The organism is Geobacillus sp. Y412MC52, from assembly GCF_000174795.2.
Classification (GTDB): Bacteria; Bacillota; Bacilli; order Bacillales; family Anoxybacillaceae; genus Geobacillus; species Geobacillus thermoleovorans.
The window spans coordinates 3246302-3263606 of the sequence record NC_014915.1 but is presented as its reverse complement, the minus strand read 5'-3'; the positions used below and the strand labels follow the sequence as shown (position 1 = coordinate 3263606).

The following is a 17305-nucleotide window of genomic DNA, read 5'->3' as shown; positions in this document are numbered from 1 at the left end:
GATCCGTATGAGAATATTGTTGACAGGCGGTGCAGGGTTTATTGGACGCGCCGTGGCGAAACGGCTGCTTGACGATGGGCATGATGTCTGGATTCTTGACGACCTTTCGAATGGGCGGGAAGAAAATATTTCCGAGTTTCGCCATCATCCGAATTTGAAGCAATTCATCGTCGGAGATATCAAAGACGAGCGTTTGCTTGCACAGCTTTTTCATGAACATGAATATGATCTTTGCTACCATTTAGCGGCATCGATTAACGTACAGGATTCCATTGATGATCCAAGAACAACGTTTTACAACGATACGATTGGAACGTTTTATCTCCTTGAACAATGTCGGAAGCATCGAACCAAATTGGTTTTTATGAGCACATGCATGGTGTATGACCGTTGCTATCATGAAACAGGGATTGCCGAAACTCACCCGACAAAGCCGGCTTCGCCGTATGCTGGAGCGAAAATTGCGGCGGAAAATATGGTGTTGTCTTATTTCTATGCCTATCACCTGCCCGTTGTCGTTGTGCGTCCGTTTAATACATATGGTCCTTATCAAAAAACGAGCGGCGAAGGCGGGGTTGTCGCCATCTTTATTCGGAAAAAATTGATGGGGGAGACGTTGCAAATTTACGGCGATGGCACGCAAACACGCGATTTATTGTATGTGGACGATTGTGCGCGATTTGTTGTTCAGGCAGGCTATTCAGACAAGGTGAACGGGGAAATCGTGAACGCTGGATTAGGCCGGGACATTTCGATCAATGATTTGGCCAAGCTCATTGTGGGCGATGAAAAGCGGATTGAGCATGTTCCCCATATTCACCCACAGAGCGAGATTCAGAAGTTGTTATGCAATTATGAGAAAGCCAAGCGATTGCTTGGTTGGGAGCCGCAAGTGTCTCTTGAAGAAGGGATTCAAAAGACGGAAGAATGGATCAAAACGAGCCGCCTGATGTAGTCGGGGCGGCTTTTCTTCAGTATATCCAAGGAGGGAATGAAGCGTGAAGCTAGCGATCCATGGTGGAACCCCTGTGCGTGAATCCTTTTTGTCTTACGGACAGCAATGGATTGATCAAGAGGATATTCAAGCGGTGGTCGAAACATTGCGAAGCCCGTTGATTACACAAGGGCCGAAAATTCAGCAGTTTGAAGAAGCGGTGGCCCGCTATGTCGGGGCGAAATATGCGGTGGCGTTTGCCAATGGAACAGCGGCTCTTCATGCAGCTTGTCATGCGGCCGGTATTTCACAAGGGGACGAGGTGATTACGACCCCGATTACCTTCGCAGCCAGCGCCAACTGTGTGCGGTATGTAGGGGGCAAGCCTGTGTTTGTGGATATTGATGAAAACACGTACAATATCGACCCCAGCCTCATTGAGAAGGCCATCACTCCGCGCACGAAAGCCATTATTGCCGTTGATTTTGCAGGTCAGCCTGCCGATTTAGATCCGATTCGGGAAATCGCTAAAAAATATGGTCTTGTCTTCATCGAAGATGCCGCCCATTCTTTAGGAGCTTGTTATAAAGGGAAAAAAGTAGGCTCGTTAGCAGATATGACGATGTTCAGCTTTCATCCTGTCAAAACGATCACGACAGGCGAGGGGGGGATGATTGTCACGGATGATGAGGAGTATTATCATAAATTAAAACTCTTTCGTACACATGGGATTACAACGGTAGGCAAGAATGAAGGGCCTTGGTATTATGAGATGGTGGATCTTGGCTATAATTACCGAATGACGGATTTGCAGGCAGCGCTCGGGCTCAGCCAATTGGCAAAGCTCGATGCGTTTGTGCAGAAACGGCGGGAAATTGCCGCAATCTATCATGAGGTGTTTTCTCGCATTCCAGGAGTGCGCATTCCTTATCAGCTCCCGTATGTGGACTCCGGCTGGCATTTATACGTGCTTCAACTGCAAGTAGAGCATTTCCGGGTGGGGCGCAAAGAGATATTTGAAGCGCTGCGGGCAGAAAATATCGGAGTGCACGTTCATTACATTCCAGTTTATTTTCACCCTTATTATCAACGATTAGGATACAAGAAAGGAATTTGCCCGGTGGCGGAAAAGTGGTATGAAGGAGCGTTAACGATCCCCATTTTTCCGAAAATGAGCGAATATGATATTCGAACGGTTATAGAAGGGGTAAACAAAGTGCTCTCCTTTTATCGAAAATAACGAGGTTTGCTGCTTGGTTTTTATTTGATGGAAGCAGCTTTCTGAGTTTTTATTGGTGACCGCGGCAGGAAATGGCGATGGGAATGGAGAAAGGAAAAATACGGTTTTATGATTTAGAAGGCTGGTGATGTAAGGGGAAATGCTGTTCTCCAACTGTGTTTCTCAAATTGCAAAACCTTGCAATACCATAGCGTCATTTCTTGCGATTTCTCACAAACTGAGCGAATCCGTTGTTTTTCACCAGCCTCTTAGATATCGTTAGCAATTCGGGCCTTAGGTATTAAGGGCAAGGTTACATCTTGTTTATTTCAAAACGTATGTTCATAATGAAAATAAAGACTGTGGCATGGAGGTTGTATCATGTCTGGCAAAGAAAAGGTCGTTCATTTTAAATACTTGTTTGCTGATGACTATAATCCTGTCTACGTCAATGGGGCGCATGGCGGAATTTCTCCGCAGGGGGAGATTGTTGTGAACTTTTATTTTGAACGCCGTCCCTTGCCTCACGAGGAAACATACGTGTTTGAAGGAACAGGACAGCCAGCAAGAAAGACGGATGTACGGCCCCCTGACCATGAAGAAAATATTATCCGCTATGTGTCAACTGGGGTTGTGATGAATTTGGAGACCGCGAAACTTTTTCACGAGTGGCTGGGTGAGCATATTATGATGTTGGAACAAATTCGGAACGAGGGGACACAGCGATGATTTTACGCGCAGAGAAGTCTTCATCTACTGGAATCGACGAGTATTTTCGTTTGCCGAAAACCCAAGCTGTCCGTGCCCGTTTCCCCGTTTCGGAACCATTGATTCGGGAAACAGTGGGAGAGGAACATGTTTGGTTGCCCCTTGTTGAGGAAACAGCAACACCGATGAAAACGGTGATATGGCGAAATGAGCATTCTTTTGGACGGGTGACTCCCTTTATTTATGACCAAGTGCGAAAGGCAGAAAACATAGCCAAACTGCAAGCCATCAGAGAACTGGGGAACGATTGGAATGGAAATGGCGCGGATTCATTTTCCGATAAATTGATTGAGAAGGTCTTCAGTGTGATTCACACGATCATTAAGCAGCCGAAGCTGTTCCCCACAGCACGAGATAGCATTCAGCTTGAGTTTGAAAAAGAAAATGGAGATTACTTGGAGTTTGAACTTTTTGAAAACAAAATTGATGTTTTTGTGTCATATGCAGATGGACGTGAAATGGAAACATCGATCCCATACGATGTGCGGGAGATCAATCGAACCATTGTTGACTTTTATGAAACAAGAGATCGAACGGGAAGAAAGGCTGTTTAGGGCTGTTTTTCCGAGCATTGTATGGGATGAGGAGCACAATCGTCCATCATCTGCTTTGTTCAAAGATAAGAGAGGGGTTTCTGTTGACCGAGACGGTGGACGCACGGAGGAAGAGGTCGTTTCTAGGTTTCAAGACCGTTTTGGTGTGGAAAAAATAAAGGCTGTCGTCTATGTTGAAGCCGGTTTTTGTATGGATATCGGCGCTCATCTTGTTTATTGTCCGTCGCGACGAAATCCATATCATGCCGAAATTCATGATTCCCCTAGTAAAACGATGTTATCAACCGCTAAAGCGAGAAAGCTGGCATTGCATTGTGCAGTTGTTTATCGCGCATAGATCTACAAGACTGGTGAAAACAAAATTTTCCTTCCCCCGACAAAACCGTCCGTCTCGACGCGCAAGAACCTCTAATAAAGCGTCGGAAAAAGAATCTTCATTTAGATCAATAAACCGGATGTTTGGCGGGGGAGTGACGATTTTCCATGCGTATTCGATGTCGTCTTTGTCTTCGAGGGAATTGGTCTTCTTGAATGCCTCAGCTGATTTGCTTTCGCTCCCTCTCTTCTTTCTTCTGTTTCAAAAACTGCTCTAAATGTTCCAACCCCAACGTACTCATCTCCTTTGCTTTTCGATACCTTGTATTATACATCAATTTTTCCAAGAAGGACTCTTTCTCCGTTGCCCACCGCATTTCTCTCCTTTCCCCCCTTCACACTTCCCATGTTTCATCCGATATAAACAATAGAAAGCGTCCAAACCAAAGGAGCGGATTCGGATGACGATTGAACGGGTGTCTTCTTCTTTCCTTTCATATGAGCCGATGCGAAGTGAACAGGCGAAGGGGGACGTCGAGCTTTCAGCGGCGCGGCCGCAGGAGGCAGAGGCGTCGTCTCCTCTTGAGAGGCTGCCATCAGAGGAAACGCTTGAGAAAGTGGTCAACGGCTTGAATGAGCTCGTGCAGCCGAGCCATACGTCGGTTCGGTTTGAGCTGCACAAAGAGTTGAACGAGTATTACGTGCAAGTAATCGATGAAAAGACGCATGAGGTGATCCGCGAAATTCCGCCGAAAAAGCTGTTGGATATGTACGCGGCGATGATGGAGTTTGTCGGGCTTTTGGTGGATAAAAAAATTTAACGGTGGTGAGTCGAAATGGCGAATACGTTGCGCATCAGCGGCCTCGCGAGCGGGATGGATATTGACAAAATCGTCAGCGATTTGATGAAAGCGGAGCGGGCGCCGCTTGATAAATTGAAGCAGAAAAAGCAGCTGCTCGAGTGGCAGCGCGATGATTACCGAGCGATGAACACGTTGCTTCAGGGGCTTGACGACTATTTGTTCAGCAACATCACGCTCCAAAGCAGCATGCTCAAAAAAACGGTTTCGAGCTCGAATGAATCGGTCGTGACGGCGACGGCGGGCTCGAGTGCGGCGAACGTGGCGACGACGATGCAAGTAAACCAAGTGGCCACATCGGCCGTCTGGCTGTCTGATGCTACGGTGAGAGTGGACAAGGCGAGTTTTTCCGTTGCCGCTGATGTGACGCTGACGATCAACGTGACAAACGGGGATGGGACGACGAAGCAGGCGACGATGACGGTGAAACAAGGAACGACGCTCGACGGGGTGATCGCCCAACTCAACAGCAACCTAGATCTTGGTGTCAGCGCGTTTTACGACGAGCAAACTAGGCGGGTTTCGATCATGAAAAAAGACACGGGGGCTCAAGCGAGTCTGGTGCTCGCCGATCAGGCGACGGCTGACTTTTTTGCGCAAAAGCTAGGGTTTACGAATACCGTAGCGGGGCAAGAGCTCACGGGGAAAACGGCAGGGAAAGACGCCGACATCACCATCAACGGCTTGCGAACGACCCGCTCGTCGAACACATTTACGATCAACGGTGTGACGTATACGGTCAAAGGGACGGGCACGGCGACGGTGTCGGTGGCGACGGACGCGGACGCGATGTTTAACGCCATTAAAGGGTTTGTCGACAAATACAACGACACAATCGCCAAAATCAACGCCGAGCTGAAAGAAGAGCGCTATCGCGACTACCCGCCGCTTACCGACGAGCAAAAGGAAGCGATGACGGAAAAGCAAATTGAGCTGTGGGAAGAAAAGGCGCGGAGCGGGATGCTTCGCGGCGATTCGATTTTGTCCAGCGCCCTCAGCAAAATGCGGATGAATGTGTACACGAAAGTCGAAGGGGCGAACATCCCAAGCGGGTTCTCGCAGCTCGCGCAAATCGGGATTACGACGTCGTCGAATTATCTAGACGGCGGGAAGTTGATCATTGACGAAACGAAGCTGCGGGAGAAAATCAAGGAAAACCCCCAGGCGGTGTATCAGCTGTTTAACCAAGACGGCGCGACCGATGCGGAAAAAGGCATCGCCCGCCGCCTGCGCGATACGATCAAGGAAACGATCGGGAAGATTGAGCAAAAGGCGGGGAAAACCGTTTGGACGAACCAGCAGTTTGCGATCGGGCGCGATTTAATCCAGATCAATGACCAAATTGACCGGTTTCAAGATCGGCTGAAACAGATTGAAGACCGCTACTATCGCCAATTCACAGCGATGGAAGAGGCGATTCAGCGCGCCAACCAACAAAGCATGTATTTGATGAATGCCTTTGGCGGCATGCAAAGATAACGATCAGCGGCTGTGGCATGCAGGCGTCCGTTGGCGCTTGGCCATCATCGGAAAGCGATCCGCTTCCTGATGATGGAGGTTTTGGGCTGAGACAACTGAAAAGGCGCGACGCCTCTTGAAGGGGGCGGTTTGGCTGAAAAAACGTTTTTGCCTCAGTCTTGAAACGTGTGCAGCACTTGACGTGGAAGAGGAGTGATCGGGATGGCAACGAACAATCCGTATCAACACTACCAAGCGAACGCCGTGCAGACGGCGTCGCCTGGGGAGTTGACATTGATGCTGTATAACGGCTGCTTGAAGTTTATCAAGCTCGCACGGCAGGCGATCGAGACGGGCGATATCGCGGCGCGTAATGAAAACTTGTTGAAGGCGCAAAAGATCATGTTGGAATTGATGGCGACGCTGAAAATGGAATATGACGTCGCGAAATCGATGATGACCATGTATGACTACATCTACCGCCGCCTGGTCGAGGCGAATGTGAAAAACGATGCGGCGATTTTGGACGAGGTGGAAGGGTATGTCGTCGAGTTTCGCGATACGTGGAAGCAAGTGATTCAGCTGAACCGGCAGCGCCAATACGCGGAAGGCGGGCAGGCGTAATGGGCGTTGTACACGATGTTTGGCGCGCAACGAAGGAGTTGCTTGAGGCGACGGCGCTGCCGTGGCCGTCCGAGGAGCGCGAAGAGCGGCTTGCGGCGGTCGATCGGCTGCTTCGGGAGCGTGAGGAGCTGCTTCGGAAGCTGCGGCCGCCATACAGCGAGGAAGAACAAGAGCTTGGCCGTGAGATCATCGTTTGGAATCAAGAGATTGAGGCACGGCTGTTTCGGGTGTGCAAAGAAATTCGCCGCGACTTGCGGATGACAGGGGCGAAGCGGCAGGCGAACGCCCGCTACGTTCACCCGTACGAGCAGCCGCTTTCGTTTGACGGGATGTTTTGCGACAAACGGCGATAAAGAAAAGGACAGCGCGCGCTGTCCTTTTCGCTTCAGACGGCTTTCACGATCGTGATGTTCATCTCTTTCCGCAAGTCAATCTCATACGGGCTTTTCAGCTCCTCGCCTGCTGGGTTTTTGATGACGCGGACGATGGGGCGGAGCGGGAAGCCCGGAAACACTTGCGAGACGACGCCGACGTGCCCGGTGTTGAGCAAGACGGTCGTGGCGACCGGGTAGATGGCGATGTGAGAGAGAAACAGCTTGATCAGATCATAGTCTAAAATGCCGCCGGCGGCGGATAGGTATTCGGCTGCCTCGTGCGGCGAGTATTGTCTTCGGTGGTAGCGCGCCGATGTCAAGGCGTCAAAAACGTCGGCGATGGCGACGATGCGGGCGTATTCGTGAATTTCATCGCCCGATAAGGCGCGCGGGTAGCCGCTGCCGTCGCACCGCTCATGGTGCTGCAAGGCGCAGTGGGCGGAAAAGAGAGAAATGTTGCGCTGGCGCCGCAACAGCTCGAAGCCGAGATACGTATGGCGGCGGACGATTTCCTTTTCCTCTTCCGTCAAGACTCCTTTTTTCCGCCAGAGCCCATCAGGAAGCTGCGTCATGCCGATGTCAAACAACAGAGCGCCGATGCCAAGGTCAAGCAGCTGCTGGGGGCGGTAGCCTTTGGCGATGCCGATGACACCCGCAATGGTGGCGACGTTGACTGAATGATGGAAAAAGTATCCATTGGAAATGACCAAATCCGACAAGTTGATGAGCAAATCTTCTTGTTTGAGCAAATAATCCAAAATGTCTTTGAACACTTTTTCGTACTCTTTTCCTAAATCGAGGGAGGACACACGGCTGAGCAGCTTTTTTTGCTCAATCAAGGCCGTCATCGTCTCGTACACTTTTTTCACCGCCTGCTGGCGCACGGTCGGGCTGATGAGCGGGCGCGGGCGGATGTCATATGTTTGTTTGTCGTCAATATAAATGTATTGAACCCCTTTTTGTGCTAAAGAACGGATGTAGCCGCTTGTCAGCCGCACGCCGCGCGACAAAAGGACGCTGCCGTTGGCGGCGAACAAGTCGACAGCGAGCACGTCACCGCTTTTCGCATGGGAAATATGGACCTTTCGCATCGTTCACACACTCCGTACCTTCCACATCATAAGAAAAAACACCTATGCCTATCTTACCATATTTTCCTGTATTTTTCACAAAATCTTCAAAAATATTTTTGATTGAAACATGGATTGGATGGGTAATAAAAAAGTGTAGGGATTTACAGTTTTAAAGATAAGGAGTGGTCAGCGATGATGTATAACGTTCGCGGGGAAAACATCGAAGTCACGCCAGCGCTGCGCGAGTACGTGGAGAAAAAAATCGGCAAATTGGAGCGCTATTTCGATCGCACCGATGACGTGAATGTCCATGTCAATTTAAAAGTCTATAACGATGGACAAGGGAAAATCGAAGTGACCATTCCGATTCCGCATTTGTTGCTGCGCGCTGAAGAGCGCCATGAAGATATGTATGCGGCGATCGATTTAGTGACGGATAAACTGGAGCGGCAAATCCGCAAACATAAAACGAAAGTCAATCGGAAGCTGCGCGACCGCGAGAAAGAAGCGAAGCTGGCTGCCCCTGTCTCGATCGGCGCTTCCGCGGCGGAGAATGAAGAGGAGTTTGAAATCGTGCGCACGAAACATTTCAGCTTGAAGCCGATGGACAGTGAAGAAGCGATTTTGCAAATGAATTTGTTGGGGCACAACTTCTTCATTTTCACCAATGCGGAAACAAACCGGACGAACATCGTCTACCGCCGCAAAGACGGAAAATACGGATTGATCGAGGCGAATTAAACGGTTGCCTCTTGTGCGCATCCCCTGCTTTTTTTGGCAGGGGATGTTATAATATGCATGAGAAAAATCAAAATGGGGGAGAGCGATGGAGGAATTGTTGCGTCAAATCTTGTCCAAGTTGGACAACATGGAAAAAGGATTTTTGGTGTTCCAAGAAGAAACTCGCCAACGGTTTGAGCAGATGGATGGCCGTTTGACGGAGATGAACGGACGCCTCGTCGGCCTCGAACAGGAAATGGGCGCGGTGAAAGAGCGGTTAGACCGTGTGGAAACGCGGTTGGGCGGCGTAGAGACCCGGTTGGACGGCGTGGAAACGCGGTTGAATGGCGTGGAGACCCGATTGGACGGCGTGGAAACGCGGTTGAATGGCGTAGAGACCCGGTTGGACGGCGTGGAAACGCGGTTGAATGGCGTGGAGACCCGATTGGACGGCGTGGAAACGCGGTTGAATGGTGTGGAGACCCGGTTGGACGGCGTGGAAACGCGGTTGAATGGCGTGGAGACCCGGTTGGACGGCGTGGAAACGCGGTTGAATGGCTTGGAAACTGAATTGGAGGAAGTGAAAGAGACGCTTCATCGGGTCGAAACGCAGCTTGTGGATGATGTGCAAATATTGCTTCGCAAAATTCATGAAAAAGTTGAGGAGAAAAGTTTTGAAATTTATGCGCTGAACCGGCGGCTTCACCATGCGGAAGCGGCGATTGAGCAGCTTCAGTCCAAGGCGTGATTCCCTCTTTTGGACATGCCCCTCTCTAAGCCTGTGCAACAGTTGTCACCTATCCCTGTAAATGATATGATGAATAAGTGAGTCCATGAAAAATAAGGAGCGTTTCCTATGCTTGGAGTCTTAAAAAAAGTATTTGACCCGAACAAGCGTCAGTTGGCAAGGCTCGAGAAAATTGCGGATCAAGTGGATGCGCTCGGTCCGGAGATGGCCCGACTGTCCGATGAACAGCTGCGGCAAAAAACCGAGGAATTCAAAGCCCGCTACCAACAAGGCGAATCGCTCGATGATTTGCTTGTTGAGGCGTTTGCCGTTGTGCGCGAGGGAGCAAAGCGCGTCCTTGGCTTGTACCCATATAAAGTGCAAATTATGGGCGGCGTCGTCTTGCATGAAGGCGACATCGCCGAGATGAAAACTGGGGAAGGGAAAACGTTGACGGCGACGATGCCCGTCTATTTGAATGCCTTGACGGGGCGCGGCGTGCATGTCGTGACGGTCAACGAATACTTGGCGACGCGCGATGCGACGGAAATGGGCAAATTGTATGAGTTTTTAGGCATGACCGTCGGCTTGAACTTAAGCGGCATGTCGCGCGAGGAGAAGCAGGCGGCGTACAACGCTGACATTACGTACGGGACGAACAACGAGTTTGGCTTTGACTATTTGCGCGACAACATGGTGCTCTATAAAGAGCACATTGTGCAGCGGCCGCTCTATTATGCGATCATCGACGAGGTCGACTCAATTTTGATCGATGAAGCGCGGACGCCGCTCATCATTTCCGGCACGGCGCAGAAGTCGACCAAGCTGTATGTGCAGGCGAATGCGTTTGTCCGCACGTTGCGCAAAGATGTCGATTACACATACGATGAAAAAACGAAAAGCGTCCAGCTGACGGAAGAAGGGATCAACAAAGCGGAGCGCGCGTTTGGCATCGACAACTTGTTCGATTTGAAACACGTCACGCTCAACCATCATATTCAGCTGGCGCTAAGGGCGCACGTGACGATGCAGCGCGATGTCGACTATGTCGTGCAAGACGGAAAAGTGATCATCGTCGACCCGTTCACCGGGCGCTTGATGCACGGCCGCCGCTACAGCGATGGGCTTCATCAAGCCATTGAGGCGAAAGAGGGGCTCGAGATTCAAAACGAGTCGATGACCTTAGCCACGATCACGTTCCAAAACTATTTCCGCATGTACGAAAAATTGGCGGGGATGACGGGGACGGCGAAGACGGAAGAGGAAGAGTTCCGCAACATTTACAACATGCGCGTCGTCGTCATTCCGACGAACCGCCCGGTCATCCGCGAAGACCGTCCGGATTTGATTTATCGGACGATGGAAGGGAAATTCCGCGCCGTGGTCGAGGACATCGCCGCCCGCCATGCGAAAGGGCAGCCCGTGCTTGTCGGCACGGTGGCGATCGAAACGTCCGAGATGTTGTCGGAGATGCTGAAAAAACGCGGCATCCCGCACAACGTCTTAAACGCGAAAAACCATGCGAAAGAGGCGGAAATCATCGCTCAAGCCGGGCAAAAAGGCGCGGTGACGATTGCGACGAACATGGCCGGGCGCGGGACGGACATTAAGCTTGGCGAAGGGGTCAAAGAGCTTGGCGGGCTCGCGGTCATCGGCACGGAGCGTCACGAAAGCCGGCGGATCGACAACCAGCTGCGCGGCCGTTCCGGGCGTCAAGGCGATCCTGGGGTGTCGCAGTTTTACTTGTCGCTTGAAGATGAATTGATGCGCCGTTTCGGCTCGGAAAGCTTAATGGCGATGATGGACCGCCTTGGAATGGACGACTCGCAGCCGATCCAAAGCAAAATGGTGACGAAAGCGGTCGAGTCGGCGCAAAAACGGGTCGAAGGCAACAACTTCGACGCCCGCAAACAGCTGCTTCAATATGACGATGTCCTGCGCGAGCAGCGGGAAATCATTTACCGCCAGCGCTATGAAGTGCTCGATTCCGACAACTTGCGCGGCATTATCGAAAAGATGATCCAATCGGTGATCGAGCGCGTCGTCAACGCTCATACGCCGAAAGAAGAGGTTCCGGAAGAATGGAATTTGAAAGGGCTCGTTGAGTATCTCAACGCCCATCTGCTTCCGGAAGGGGATGTAACGGAAGCTGACTTGCGCGGCAAAGAGCCCGAAGAGATGATCGAGCTCATTTGGGCGAAAGTGAAGGCGCGCTATGATGAGAAAGAAGCGCAAATCCCGCCTGAACAGATGCGCGAGTTTGAACGCGTCGTCGTCTTGCGCGCTGTCGATATGAAATGGATGAACCATATCGACGCGATGGAGCAGCTTCGCCAAGGCATCCATTTGCGCGCCTACGGGCAAGTCGACCCGCTGCGCGAATATCAGATGGAAGGCTACGCCATGTTTGAGGAGATGATTGCGGCGATTGAAGAGGAAGTCGCCACCTATATTATGAAGGCGGAAATTCACCATAACCTTGAGCGCCAAGAGGTGGCCAAAGGCGAAGCGGTTCACCCGAAAGAAGACGGCGAAGAACCGAAGAGAAAACCGGTCCGCAAGGCGGTGCGCGTCGGCCGAAACGACCCGTGCCCGTGCGGGAGCGGGAAAAAATATAAACATTGTTGCGGAAGAACGGTGTGACCGTTTATAAATATAAAAGGGAGGCTCGGCCTCCCTTTTGAATGGCAGACATTCATCGTTGGCATACTATATTGATGATGAGGTGAGGACAACATGATCGATTTGGTGGAAATCAAGCAAGAGCTTGAGAAAATGGCTAAGCGATTAGCGGAAATCAGGGGGTCTCTTTGACCTCGAAGCGAAGCAGGCGCGCATTCGCGAATTAGAAGAGCAAATGGCCGCGCCAAACTTTTGGGATGATCAAAAGGCGGCGCAGGCGGTCATTTCCGAAGTGAATGCGCTCAAAGATCTCGTCGAGGAATTTTCCTCGCTTGAAGAACGGTTTGACAACTTGGAAGTGACGTACGAACTGCTCAAGGAAGAGCCGGATGACGAGCTCCAAGCTGAGCTCGTCGAGGAAGCGAAAAAGCTGATGAAAGACTTCAGCGAGTTCGAGCTGCAGCTGCTGCTCAACGAGCCGTACGACCAAAACAACGCCATTTTGGAGCTCCACCCGGGCGCGGGCGGCACGGAATCGCAAGACTGGGCGTCGATGCTGTTGCGCATGTACACGCGCTGGGCGGAGAAAAAAGGGTTTAAAGTCGAGACGCTCGATTACCTCCCGGGCGAGGAAGCCGGGATTAAAAGCGTCACGTTGCTCATTAAAGGGCACAACGCCTACGGCTACTTAAAAGCGGAAAAAGGGGTGCATCGGCTGGTTCGCATCTCGCCGTTTGACGCCTCAGGCCGCCGCCATACGTCGTTCGTGTCGTGCGAGGTTGTGCCGGAATTGGATGATAACATTGAAATTGAGATCCGGCCGGAAGAGCTGAAAATCGACACGTACCGCTCAAGCGGCGCGGGCGGGCAGCACGTCAACACGACCGACTCGGCCGTGCGCATCACCCACTTGCCGACCGGGATTGTCGTCACGTGCCAATCGGAGCGGTCGCAAATCAAAAACCGCGAAAAAGCGATGAATATGTTGAAGGCGAAATTGTACCAAAAGAAACTCGAGGAGCAGCAAGCCGAACTCGCTGAGCTGCGCGGCGAGCAAAAAGAAATCGGCTGGGGCAACCAAATTCGTTCGTACGTCTTCCATCCGTATTCGCTTGTCAAAGACCATCGGACGAACGTCGAGGTCGGCAATGTGCAAGCGGTGATGGATGGGGAAATAGATGTGTTTATTGACGCGTATTTGCGTGCGAAGTTGAAGTAAAGGGCGATCATCGGATCGTCCTTTTTTTGGCTTCAAAATCGTGTTTTGGCCTTTTGACGCATCTATGCTTTCGTGATACGCTGAAGGTAATGATAAGGAAAAAGGAGGGCGATGGCTTTGGCTGTGCGCAAACAATTGCTTTACGAACTGATTGACCGGTTGGATGAAACGGATCATCAAACAGCGTACGATTTTTTGATGTACTTGCTTGATCGGTCCAGAAAGGAACGAATGGTATGGGAGCGGATTGACGAAACAGATGAAGAAGAAGCGTTGACGGAAGAAGAGCGCCAGCAGCTGCAAAGCGATGAAGGATATATCACCGGGGGAGAAGCCAAGCGTGAATTCGGGCTACAAGTTGATTTACCGTAAGGCTGCAGTCAAATTCATCGCTAGGCAAGAAAAAGAGGTTCAAGAACGGTTGGCCTCTGGGTTGCAAGGTCTGCTTGCGATCCCACCGCAGGGGGATATTAAAAAGTTGAAGGGGCAGGATGGATTATATCGGCTGCGAATCGGAACATATCGTGTTTTGTTTCGCATCGATCATGATGAACGAATCATCTATATTGAGGCGATCGGCAACCGCGGGGATGTGTATTGAGGATTGTATTTTTTGGCTAGGGGCGATCATCGGATCGTCCTTTTTTCCTTTAGCATAGCATACCATTATCGCGTTAATCGGCTGTCATTTACTTGCCAAAACGGGCATGCTATACTCACAGAGGAAGGTGGGGAAGCATGCGGAAGCGAAGAGAGAAGACCATGCCTCCGGCGGTGGAGGCGGCTTTGGAGTATGCGTATGTTCTGATCGGCGCGGCGATCGTCGCTGTGGCGTTTAACGTGTTTTTGCTGCCGAACCGGATCGCCTCGGGCGGAGTCAGCGGCATCAGCACGATTATGCACGCGTTGTTTGGCATTCAGCCTGCCTACGTCCAATGGGCGCTCAACATTCCGCTCTTTATCGCTGGCGTTGTGCTTTTGGGCCGGCAGTTTGGCGTGAAAACGTTTGTCGGGACGGTGTTTTTGCCGCTTGTCGTCTATTTGACGAAAGAGATGGAGCCGGCGACGACGAATCCGCTTCTTGGCGCGATCTTTGGCGGCATCGGCGTCGGGCTTGGCCTCGGCGTTGTCTTCCGCGGCCGGGCGTCGACCGGCGGCACCGATTTGGCAGCGCAAATCATCCATAAATATACCGGGCTGTCGCTTGGCATGTGCGTCATTTTGATCGATGGCTTGATCGTGTTGAGCGCGGTGTTTGTGTTTGATATTGAACGGGCGCTCTATGCGTTGATCGCGTTGTATGTGACGAGCAAAACGATCGACCTCGTCCAAGTCGGGCTTGGGTATTCGAAAATCGCTCTTATTATTACGAATGAAGAAGAAAAAGTGCGCCGCGCCATTTTGCACGAAATCGACCGCGGAGTGACGCGCTTGCCCGCGTATGGCGGTTACACGGAACATGAGCGGCCGGTGTTGATGTGCGTCGTCGCGCAATCGGAGTTCACGAAATTGAAACAATTGGTCCGAACCATTGATCCGACAGCGTTTGTCATCGTTGCGAACGCCGCTGAGGTGCTCGGCGAAGGATTTCAACGTACCTAAAACGGAAGAAATCGGTTATAATAAATGAGAACGAAATTTTTGTTTTCAGGGGGAGTTCGCCATGAAATGGAAATTGGCTGCGATGTTCCTTGGCGTTTCGCTCGCCCTTGCCGCGTGCGGCGGTGGCGGGGACAATGCCGGGGAGAAAAACGGCGGCAGCAACGGCGGAGGGGATACAGCAGCGGCTGCCGAGCAAATTTTTAAACAAAACTGTGCGTCCTGTCATGGACAAGACCTGTCGGGCGGGGTCGGCCCGAACTTGCAAAAGGTTGGAAGCAAGTATTCCAAAGATGAAATTAAAAACATTATCACCAACGGCCGCGGCGCGATGCCGGCAGGAATCATTAAAGGGGAAGACGCCGACAAAGTGGCGGAATGGCTGGCTGCGAAAAAATAATGGACGGATGTTTCTGACTCTTTGAAAGGAAAAGATTGTTTCATTCAAGGAAGGTGCACCGCCTTGTTCGCTTAAGAACGGGGCGGTGTTTTCTGTTTTTGCATCTTTTGTCCTAGTTTCTCCATTGTTCCCCATTTGAAATATAAATGTAAAATTCGACAATAGAAAATCGTGTTATAATAATCCTTGCGGAATTTTGCAAGATTCATTCGAAACAGCTCGAGAAATGGCAACAGGGAAGTCGAAAATAGGTGATGATGATGATTGAAATGCAAGATGTATACAAAACGTATCCAAACGGCGTTGTGGCGTTAAACGGCATCAACGTCCGCATCAAGCAAGGAGAATTCGTCTATGTCGTTGGACCCAGCGGAGCTGGGAAGTCGACGTTTATTAAGATGATGTACCGCGAGGAAAAGCCGACGAGCGGGACCATTATGGTCAACGGCGTCAACCTTGCCAAACTCAAAGACAGCAAAGTCCCTCTTTTGCGCCGCCATATCGGTGTTGTGTTCCAAGATTTCAAGTTGCTTCCGAAGCTCAACGTTTACGAAAACGTTGCCTTTGCCTTGGAAGTCATTGAAGAATCGCCGAAAGTGATCCGCAAAAAAGTGATGGAAGTACTCGACTTAGTCGGCCTCAAGCATAAAATCCGCTCTTATCCGAACGAACTGTCCGGGGGCGAACAGCAGCGCGTCTCCATCGCCCGCTCAATCGTCAACTCCCCGAAGATCGTGATTGCCGACGAACCAACAGGAAACTTGGACCCGGAAACCTCATGGGGCATTGTGGAGCTGTTTGAAAAAATCAACGACCGGGGAACGACGATTGTGATGGCGACCCACAACAAAGAGATTGTCAACGCGACCCGGCGGCGCGTCATCGCCATCGAAAACGGGAAAATCGTCCGCGACGAGGCGAAGGGGGAATACGGCTATGACGCTTCATACGTTTAAGCGCCACGTCCGGGAAAGCATCAAAAGCCTTGGCCGCAACGGTTGGATGACGTTTGCCTCCGCGAGCGCCGTCACGGTGACGCTTTTGCTTGTCGGCGTCTTTTTTGTCGTCATGTTCAACATCAACCATTTTGCCCAAAAAGTCGAAAACGATGTCGAAATTCGCGTCCATATCGAGCTGACGGCCGACAGCCGGCAAAAAGACGCTTTGCGCCGGCAAATTGAAGCCATTCCAAACGTCAAGGAAGTGCGCTATTCATCGAAGGACGAAGAGCTGAAGCGGCTGATCAAAAGCATGGGGGATGAAGGCTCGTCGTTCCGCTTATTTGAACAGGACAATCCGTTGAGCGATGTATACGTCGTGAAAGCGGCCCATCCGCAAGATACGGTGAAAATCGCCAAACAAATCGAAACATTGCCGTTCGTCCATAAAGTCAATTATGGCCAAGGGACGGTCGAGAAGCTGTTTGACGCGCTGAAAGTGGCGCGCAACGTGGGGCTCGTGCTCATTCTCGGATTGTTGTTTACGGCGATGTTTCTCATTTCCAACACGATCAAAATTACGATTTTCGCCCGCCGCCGCGAAATTGAAATTATGCGGCTCGTGGGCGCGACGAACGGGTTTATCCGCTGGCCGTTCTTTTTGGAAGGGTTATGGCTTGGAATGCTCGGCGCTCTCTTCCCGATCGCGGCGCTTTCGATCGTGTACTACAACGTGTATCAAGTGTATGAACAGCGCGTTTCCTTGCCGTTTTTTGAACTTCTTCCGTTTTCGCCGTTTATGTGGCAGTTGAGCGCACTGCTCTTGGTGATCGGCGCGGGCATCGGCATTTGGGGAAGCGTCATGTCAGTGCGTAAGTTTTTGAAAGTGTAAAAAAGAATC

The 17305-nt window shown here is 51.1% G+C and carries 21 protein-coding genes; 19 read left to right on the top strand and 2 right to left on the bottom strand.

What is annotated here, in order from left to right; all coding sequences use genetic code 11:
• Positions 1–7: 7 nt before the first annotated feature.
• The 5 genes from GYMC52_RS16205 to GYMC52_RS19485 all read left to right on the top strand — a co-directional run bounded on the left by GYMC52_RS16205 (position 8) and on the right by GYMC52_RS19485 (position 3812).
• Positions 8–955, top strand: a complete 948-nt coding sequence (locus GYMC52_RS16205) for a dTDP-glucose 4,6-dehydratase (protein WP_013524632.1) — start codon at positions 8–10, stop codon at positions 953–955.
• 43 nt (positions 956–998) lie between these two features.
• Entirely contained in the window at positions 999–2174 is a 1176-nt protein-coding gene (gene pseC, locus GYMC52_RS16200; protein WP_013524631.1) for a UDP-4-amino-4,6-dideoxy-N-acetyl-beta-L-altrosamine transaminase, read from the top strand.
• Between the two features lie 360 nt (positions 2175–2534).
• Positions 2535–2882, top strand: coding sequence for a hypothetical protein (locus GYMC52_RS16195; protein ID WP_013524630.1), 348 nt, complete (start codon positions 2535–2537; stop codon positions 2880–2882).
• Positions 2879–3475 (top strand): hypothetical protein, encoded by a 597-nt coding sequence (locus GYMC52_RS16190; protein ID WP_013524629.1) that lies wholly within the window; start codon positions 2879–2881, stop codon positions 3473–3475. Before GYMC52_RS16195 ends, GYMC52_RS16190 begins: the two co-directional genes overlap by 4 nt.
• Positions 3438–3812, top strand: a complete 375-nt coding sequence (locus tag GYMC52_RS19485) for a hypothetical protein (protein WP_144319748.1) — start codon at positions 3438–3440, stop codon at positions 3810–3812. Before GYMC52_RS16190 ends, GYMC52_RS19485 begins: the two co-directional genes overlap by 38 nt.
• A 199-nt stretch (positions 3813–4011) precedes the next feature.
• On the opposite strand, the gene GYMC52_RS20235 is transcribed toward GYMC52_RS19485, so the two are convergent.
• Positions 4012–4137 carry a hypothetical protein gene (locus GYMC52_RS20235; protein ID WP_255347943.1) on the bottom strand — a complete coding sequence of 42 codons (126 nt, stop codon included), beginning with the start codon at positions 4135–4137 and terminating at the stop codon, positions 4012–4014.
• Between the two features lie 114 nt (positions 4138–4251).
• Between GYMC52_RS20235 and flaG the strand changes: the two genes are divergently transcribed.
• The 4 genes from flaG to GYMC52_RS16165 all read left to right on the top strand — a co-directional run bounded on the left by flaG (position 4252) and on the right by GYMC52_RS16165 (position 7085).
• Positions 4252–4611, top strand: coding sequence for a flagellar protein FlaG (gene flaG, locus GYMC52_RS16180; RefSeq protein ID WP_013524627.1), 360 nt, complete (start codon positions 4252–4254; stop codon positions 4609–4611).
• Positions 4612–4626: 15 nt separating this feature from the next.
• Positions 4627–6129, top strand: coding sequence for a flagellar hook-associated protein 2 (locus tag GYMC52_RS16175; RefSeq protein ID WP_013524626.1), 1503 nt, complete (start codon positions 4627–4629; stop codon positions 6127–6129).
• Positions 6130–6330: 201 nt separating this feature from the next.
• Entirely contained in the window at positions 6331–6732 is a 402-nt protein-coding gene (gene fliS, locus GYMC52_RS16170; RefSeq protein ID WP_013524625.1) for a flagellar export chaperone FliS, read from the top strand.
• Positions 6732–7085, top strand: coding sequence for a flagellar protein FliT (locus tag GYMC52_RS16165; RefSeq protein ID WP_013524624.1), 354 nt, complete (start codon positions 6732–6734; stop codon positions 7083–7085). The genes fliS and GYMC52_RS16165 overlap by 1 nt, the downstream gene beginning before the upstream one ends.
• 32 nt (positions 7086–7117) lie before the next feature.
• On the opposite strand, the gene GYMC52_RS16160 is transcribed toward GYMC52_RS16165, so the two are convergent.
• A complete protein-coding gene (locus GYMC52_RS16160) occupies positions 7118–8197 on the bottom strand; it encodes an HD-GYP domain-containing protein (RefSeq protein WP_013524623.1) in 1080 nt (359 codons plus the stop codon).
• Between the two features lie 174 nt (positions 8198–8371).
• On the opposite strand from GYMC52_RS16160, the gene hpf reads away from it, so the two are divergent.
• The 10 genes from hpf (at position 8372) to ftsX (ending at position 17296) form a co-directional block, all read left to right on the top strand.
• A complete protein-coding gene (gene hpf, locus GYMC52_RS16155; RefSeq protein ID WP_013524622.1) occupies positions 8372–8920 on the top strand; it encodes a ribosome hibernation-promoting factor, HPF/YfiA family in 549 nt (182 codons plus the stop codon).
• An 85-nt stretch (positions 8921–9005) separates the two neighbouring features.
• Positions 9006–9647: an LA_3659 family protein gene (locus GYMC52_RS16150; protein WP_041469492.1), complete on the top strand. Its 642-nt coding sequence runs from the start codon at positions 9006–9008 to the stop codon at positions 9645–9647.
• A 108-nt stretch (positions 9648–9755) separates the two neighbouring features.
• Entirely contained in the window at positions 9756–12269 is a 2514-nt protein-coding gene (secA, locus tag GYMC52_RS16145) for a preprotein translocase subunit SecA (RefSeq protein ID WP_013524620.1), read from the top strand.
• Positions 12270–12362: 93 nt separating this feature from the next.
• Positions 12363–13467 (top strand): peptide chain release factor 2 gene (gene prfB, locus GYMC52_RS16140; protein WP_013146416.1). Its coding sequence is split into 2 segments (ribosomal slippage): positions 12363–12437 and positions 12439–13467, totalling 1104 coding nucleotides; the frame shifts between segments, so codons are not numbered across the junction.
• A 111-nt stretch (positions 13468–13578) separates the two neighbouring features.
• Positions 13579–13839 carry a hypothetical protein gene (locus GYMC52_RS16135; protein ID WP_011232575.1) on the top strand — a complete coding sequence of 87 codons (261 nt, stop codon included), beginning with the start codon at positions 13579–13581 and terminating at the stop codon, positions 13837–13839.
• Entirely contained in the window at positions 13808–14068 is a 261-nt protein-coding gene (locus tag GYMC52_RS16130; RefSeq protein WP_013524619.1) for a type II toxin-antitoxin system RelE family toxin, read from the top strand. Before GYMC52_RS16135 ends, GYMC52_RS16130 begins: the two co-directional genes overlap by 32 nt.
• A gap of 137 nt (positions 14069–14205) precedes the next feature.
• Positions 14206–15069 (top strand): YitT family protein, encoded by an 864-nt coding sequence (locus tag GYMC52_RS16125; RefSeq protein WP_013524618.1) that lies wholly within the window; start codon positions 14206–14208, stop codon positions 15067–15069.
• A 61-nt stretch (positions 15070–15130) separates the two neighbouring features.
• Positions 15131–15466, top strand: coding sequence for a cytochrome c551 (cccB, locus tag GYMC52_RS16120; protein ID WP_013524617.1), 336 nt, complete (start codon positions 15131–15133; stop codon positions 15464–15466).
• Between the two features lie 260 nt (positions 15467–15726).
• The gene (gene ftsE / locus GYMC52_RS16115; protein ID WP_011232571.1) at positions 15727–16422 is read left to right on the top strand and encodes a cell division ATP-binding protein FtsE; all 696 of its coding nucleotides are present in this window, start codon (positions 15727–15729) and stop codon (positions 16420–16422) included.
• The gene (gene ftsX / locus GYMC52_RS16110) at positions 16403–17296 is read left to right on the top strand and encodes a permease-like cell division protein FtsX (RefSeq protein ID WP_013146410.1); all 894 of its coding nucleotides are present in this window, start codon (positions 16403–16405) and stop codon (positions 17294–17296) included. The genes ftsE and ftsX overlap by 20 nt, the downstream gene beginning before the upstream one ends.
• Positions 17297–17305 lie beyond the last annotated feature (9 nt).

Coding starts and splice junctions, on each gene's coding strand:
- GYMC52_RS16135 (WP_011232575.1), top strand. CDS start 13,579: ATGGCTTTGGCTGTGCGCAAACAATTGCTTTACGAACTGATTGACCGG.
- flaG (WP_013524627.1), top strand. CDS start 4,252: ATGACGATTGAACGGGTGTCTTCTTCTTTCCTTTCATATGAGCCGATG.
- GYMC52_RS16205 (WP_013524632.1), top strand. CDS start 8: ATGAGAATATTGTTGACAGGCGGTGCAGGGTTTATTGGACGCGCCGTG.
- GYMC52_RS16195 (WP_013524630.1), top strand. CDS start 2,535: ATGTCTGGCAAAGAAAAGGTCGTTCATTTTAAATACTTGTTTGCTGAT.
- GYMC52_RS16125 (WP_013524618.1), top strand. CDS start 14,206: ATGCGGAAGCGAAGAGAGAAGACCATGCCTCCGGCGGTGGAGGCGGCT.
- secA (WP_013524620.1), top strand. CDS start 9,756: ATGCTTGGAGTCTTAAAAAAAGTATTTGACCCGAACAAGCGTCAGTTG.
- hpf (WP_013524622.1), top strand. CDS start 8,372: ATGATGTATAACGTTCGCGGGGAAAACATCGAAGTCACGCCAGCGCTG.
- GYMC52_RS16175 (WP_013524626.1), top strand. CDS start 4,627: ATGGCGAATACGTTGCGCATCAGCGGCCTCGCGAGCGGGATGGATATT.
- GYMC52_RS16165 (WP_013524624.1), top strand. CDS start 6,732: ATGGGCGTTGTACACGATGTTTGGCGCGCAACGAAGGAGTTGCTTGAG.
- ftsX (WP_013146410.1), top strand. CDS start 16,403: ATGACGCTTCATACGTTTAAGCGCCACGTCCGGGAAAGCATCAAAAGC.
- GYMC52_RS16190 (WP_013524629.1), top strand. CDS start 2,879: ATGATTTTACGCGCAGAGAAGTCTTCATCTACTGGAATCGACGAGTAT.
- GYMC52_RS16150 (WP_041469492.1), top strand. CDS start 9,006: ATGGAGGAATTGTTGCGTCAAATCTTGTCCAAGTTGGACAACATGGAA.
- fliS (WP_013524625.1), top strand. CDS start 6,331: ATGGCAACGAACAATCCGTATCAACACTACCAAGCGAACGCCGTGCAG.
- ftsE (WP_011232571.1), top strand. CDS start 15,727: ATGATTGAAATGCAAGATGTATACAAAACGTATCCAAACGGCGTTGTG.
- GYMC52_RS19485 (WP_144319748.1), top strand. CDS start 3,438: ATGAAACAAGAGATCGAACGGGAAGAAAGGCTGTTTAGGGCTGTTTTT.
- cccB (WP_013524617.1), top strand. CDS start 15,131: ATGAAATGGAAATTGGCTGCGATGTTCCTTGGCGTTTCGCTCGCCCTT.
- GYMC52_RS16160 (WP_013524623.1), bottom strand. CDS start 8,197: ATGCGAAAGGTCCATATTTCCCATGCGAAAAGCGGTGACGTGCTCGCT.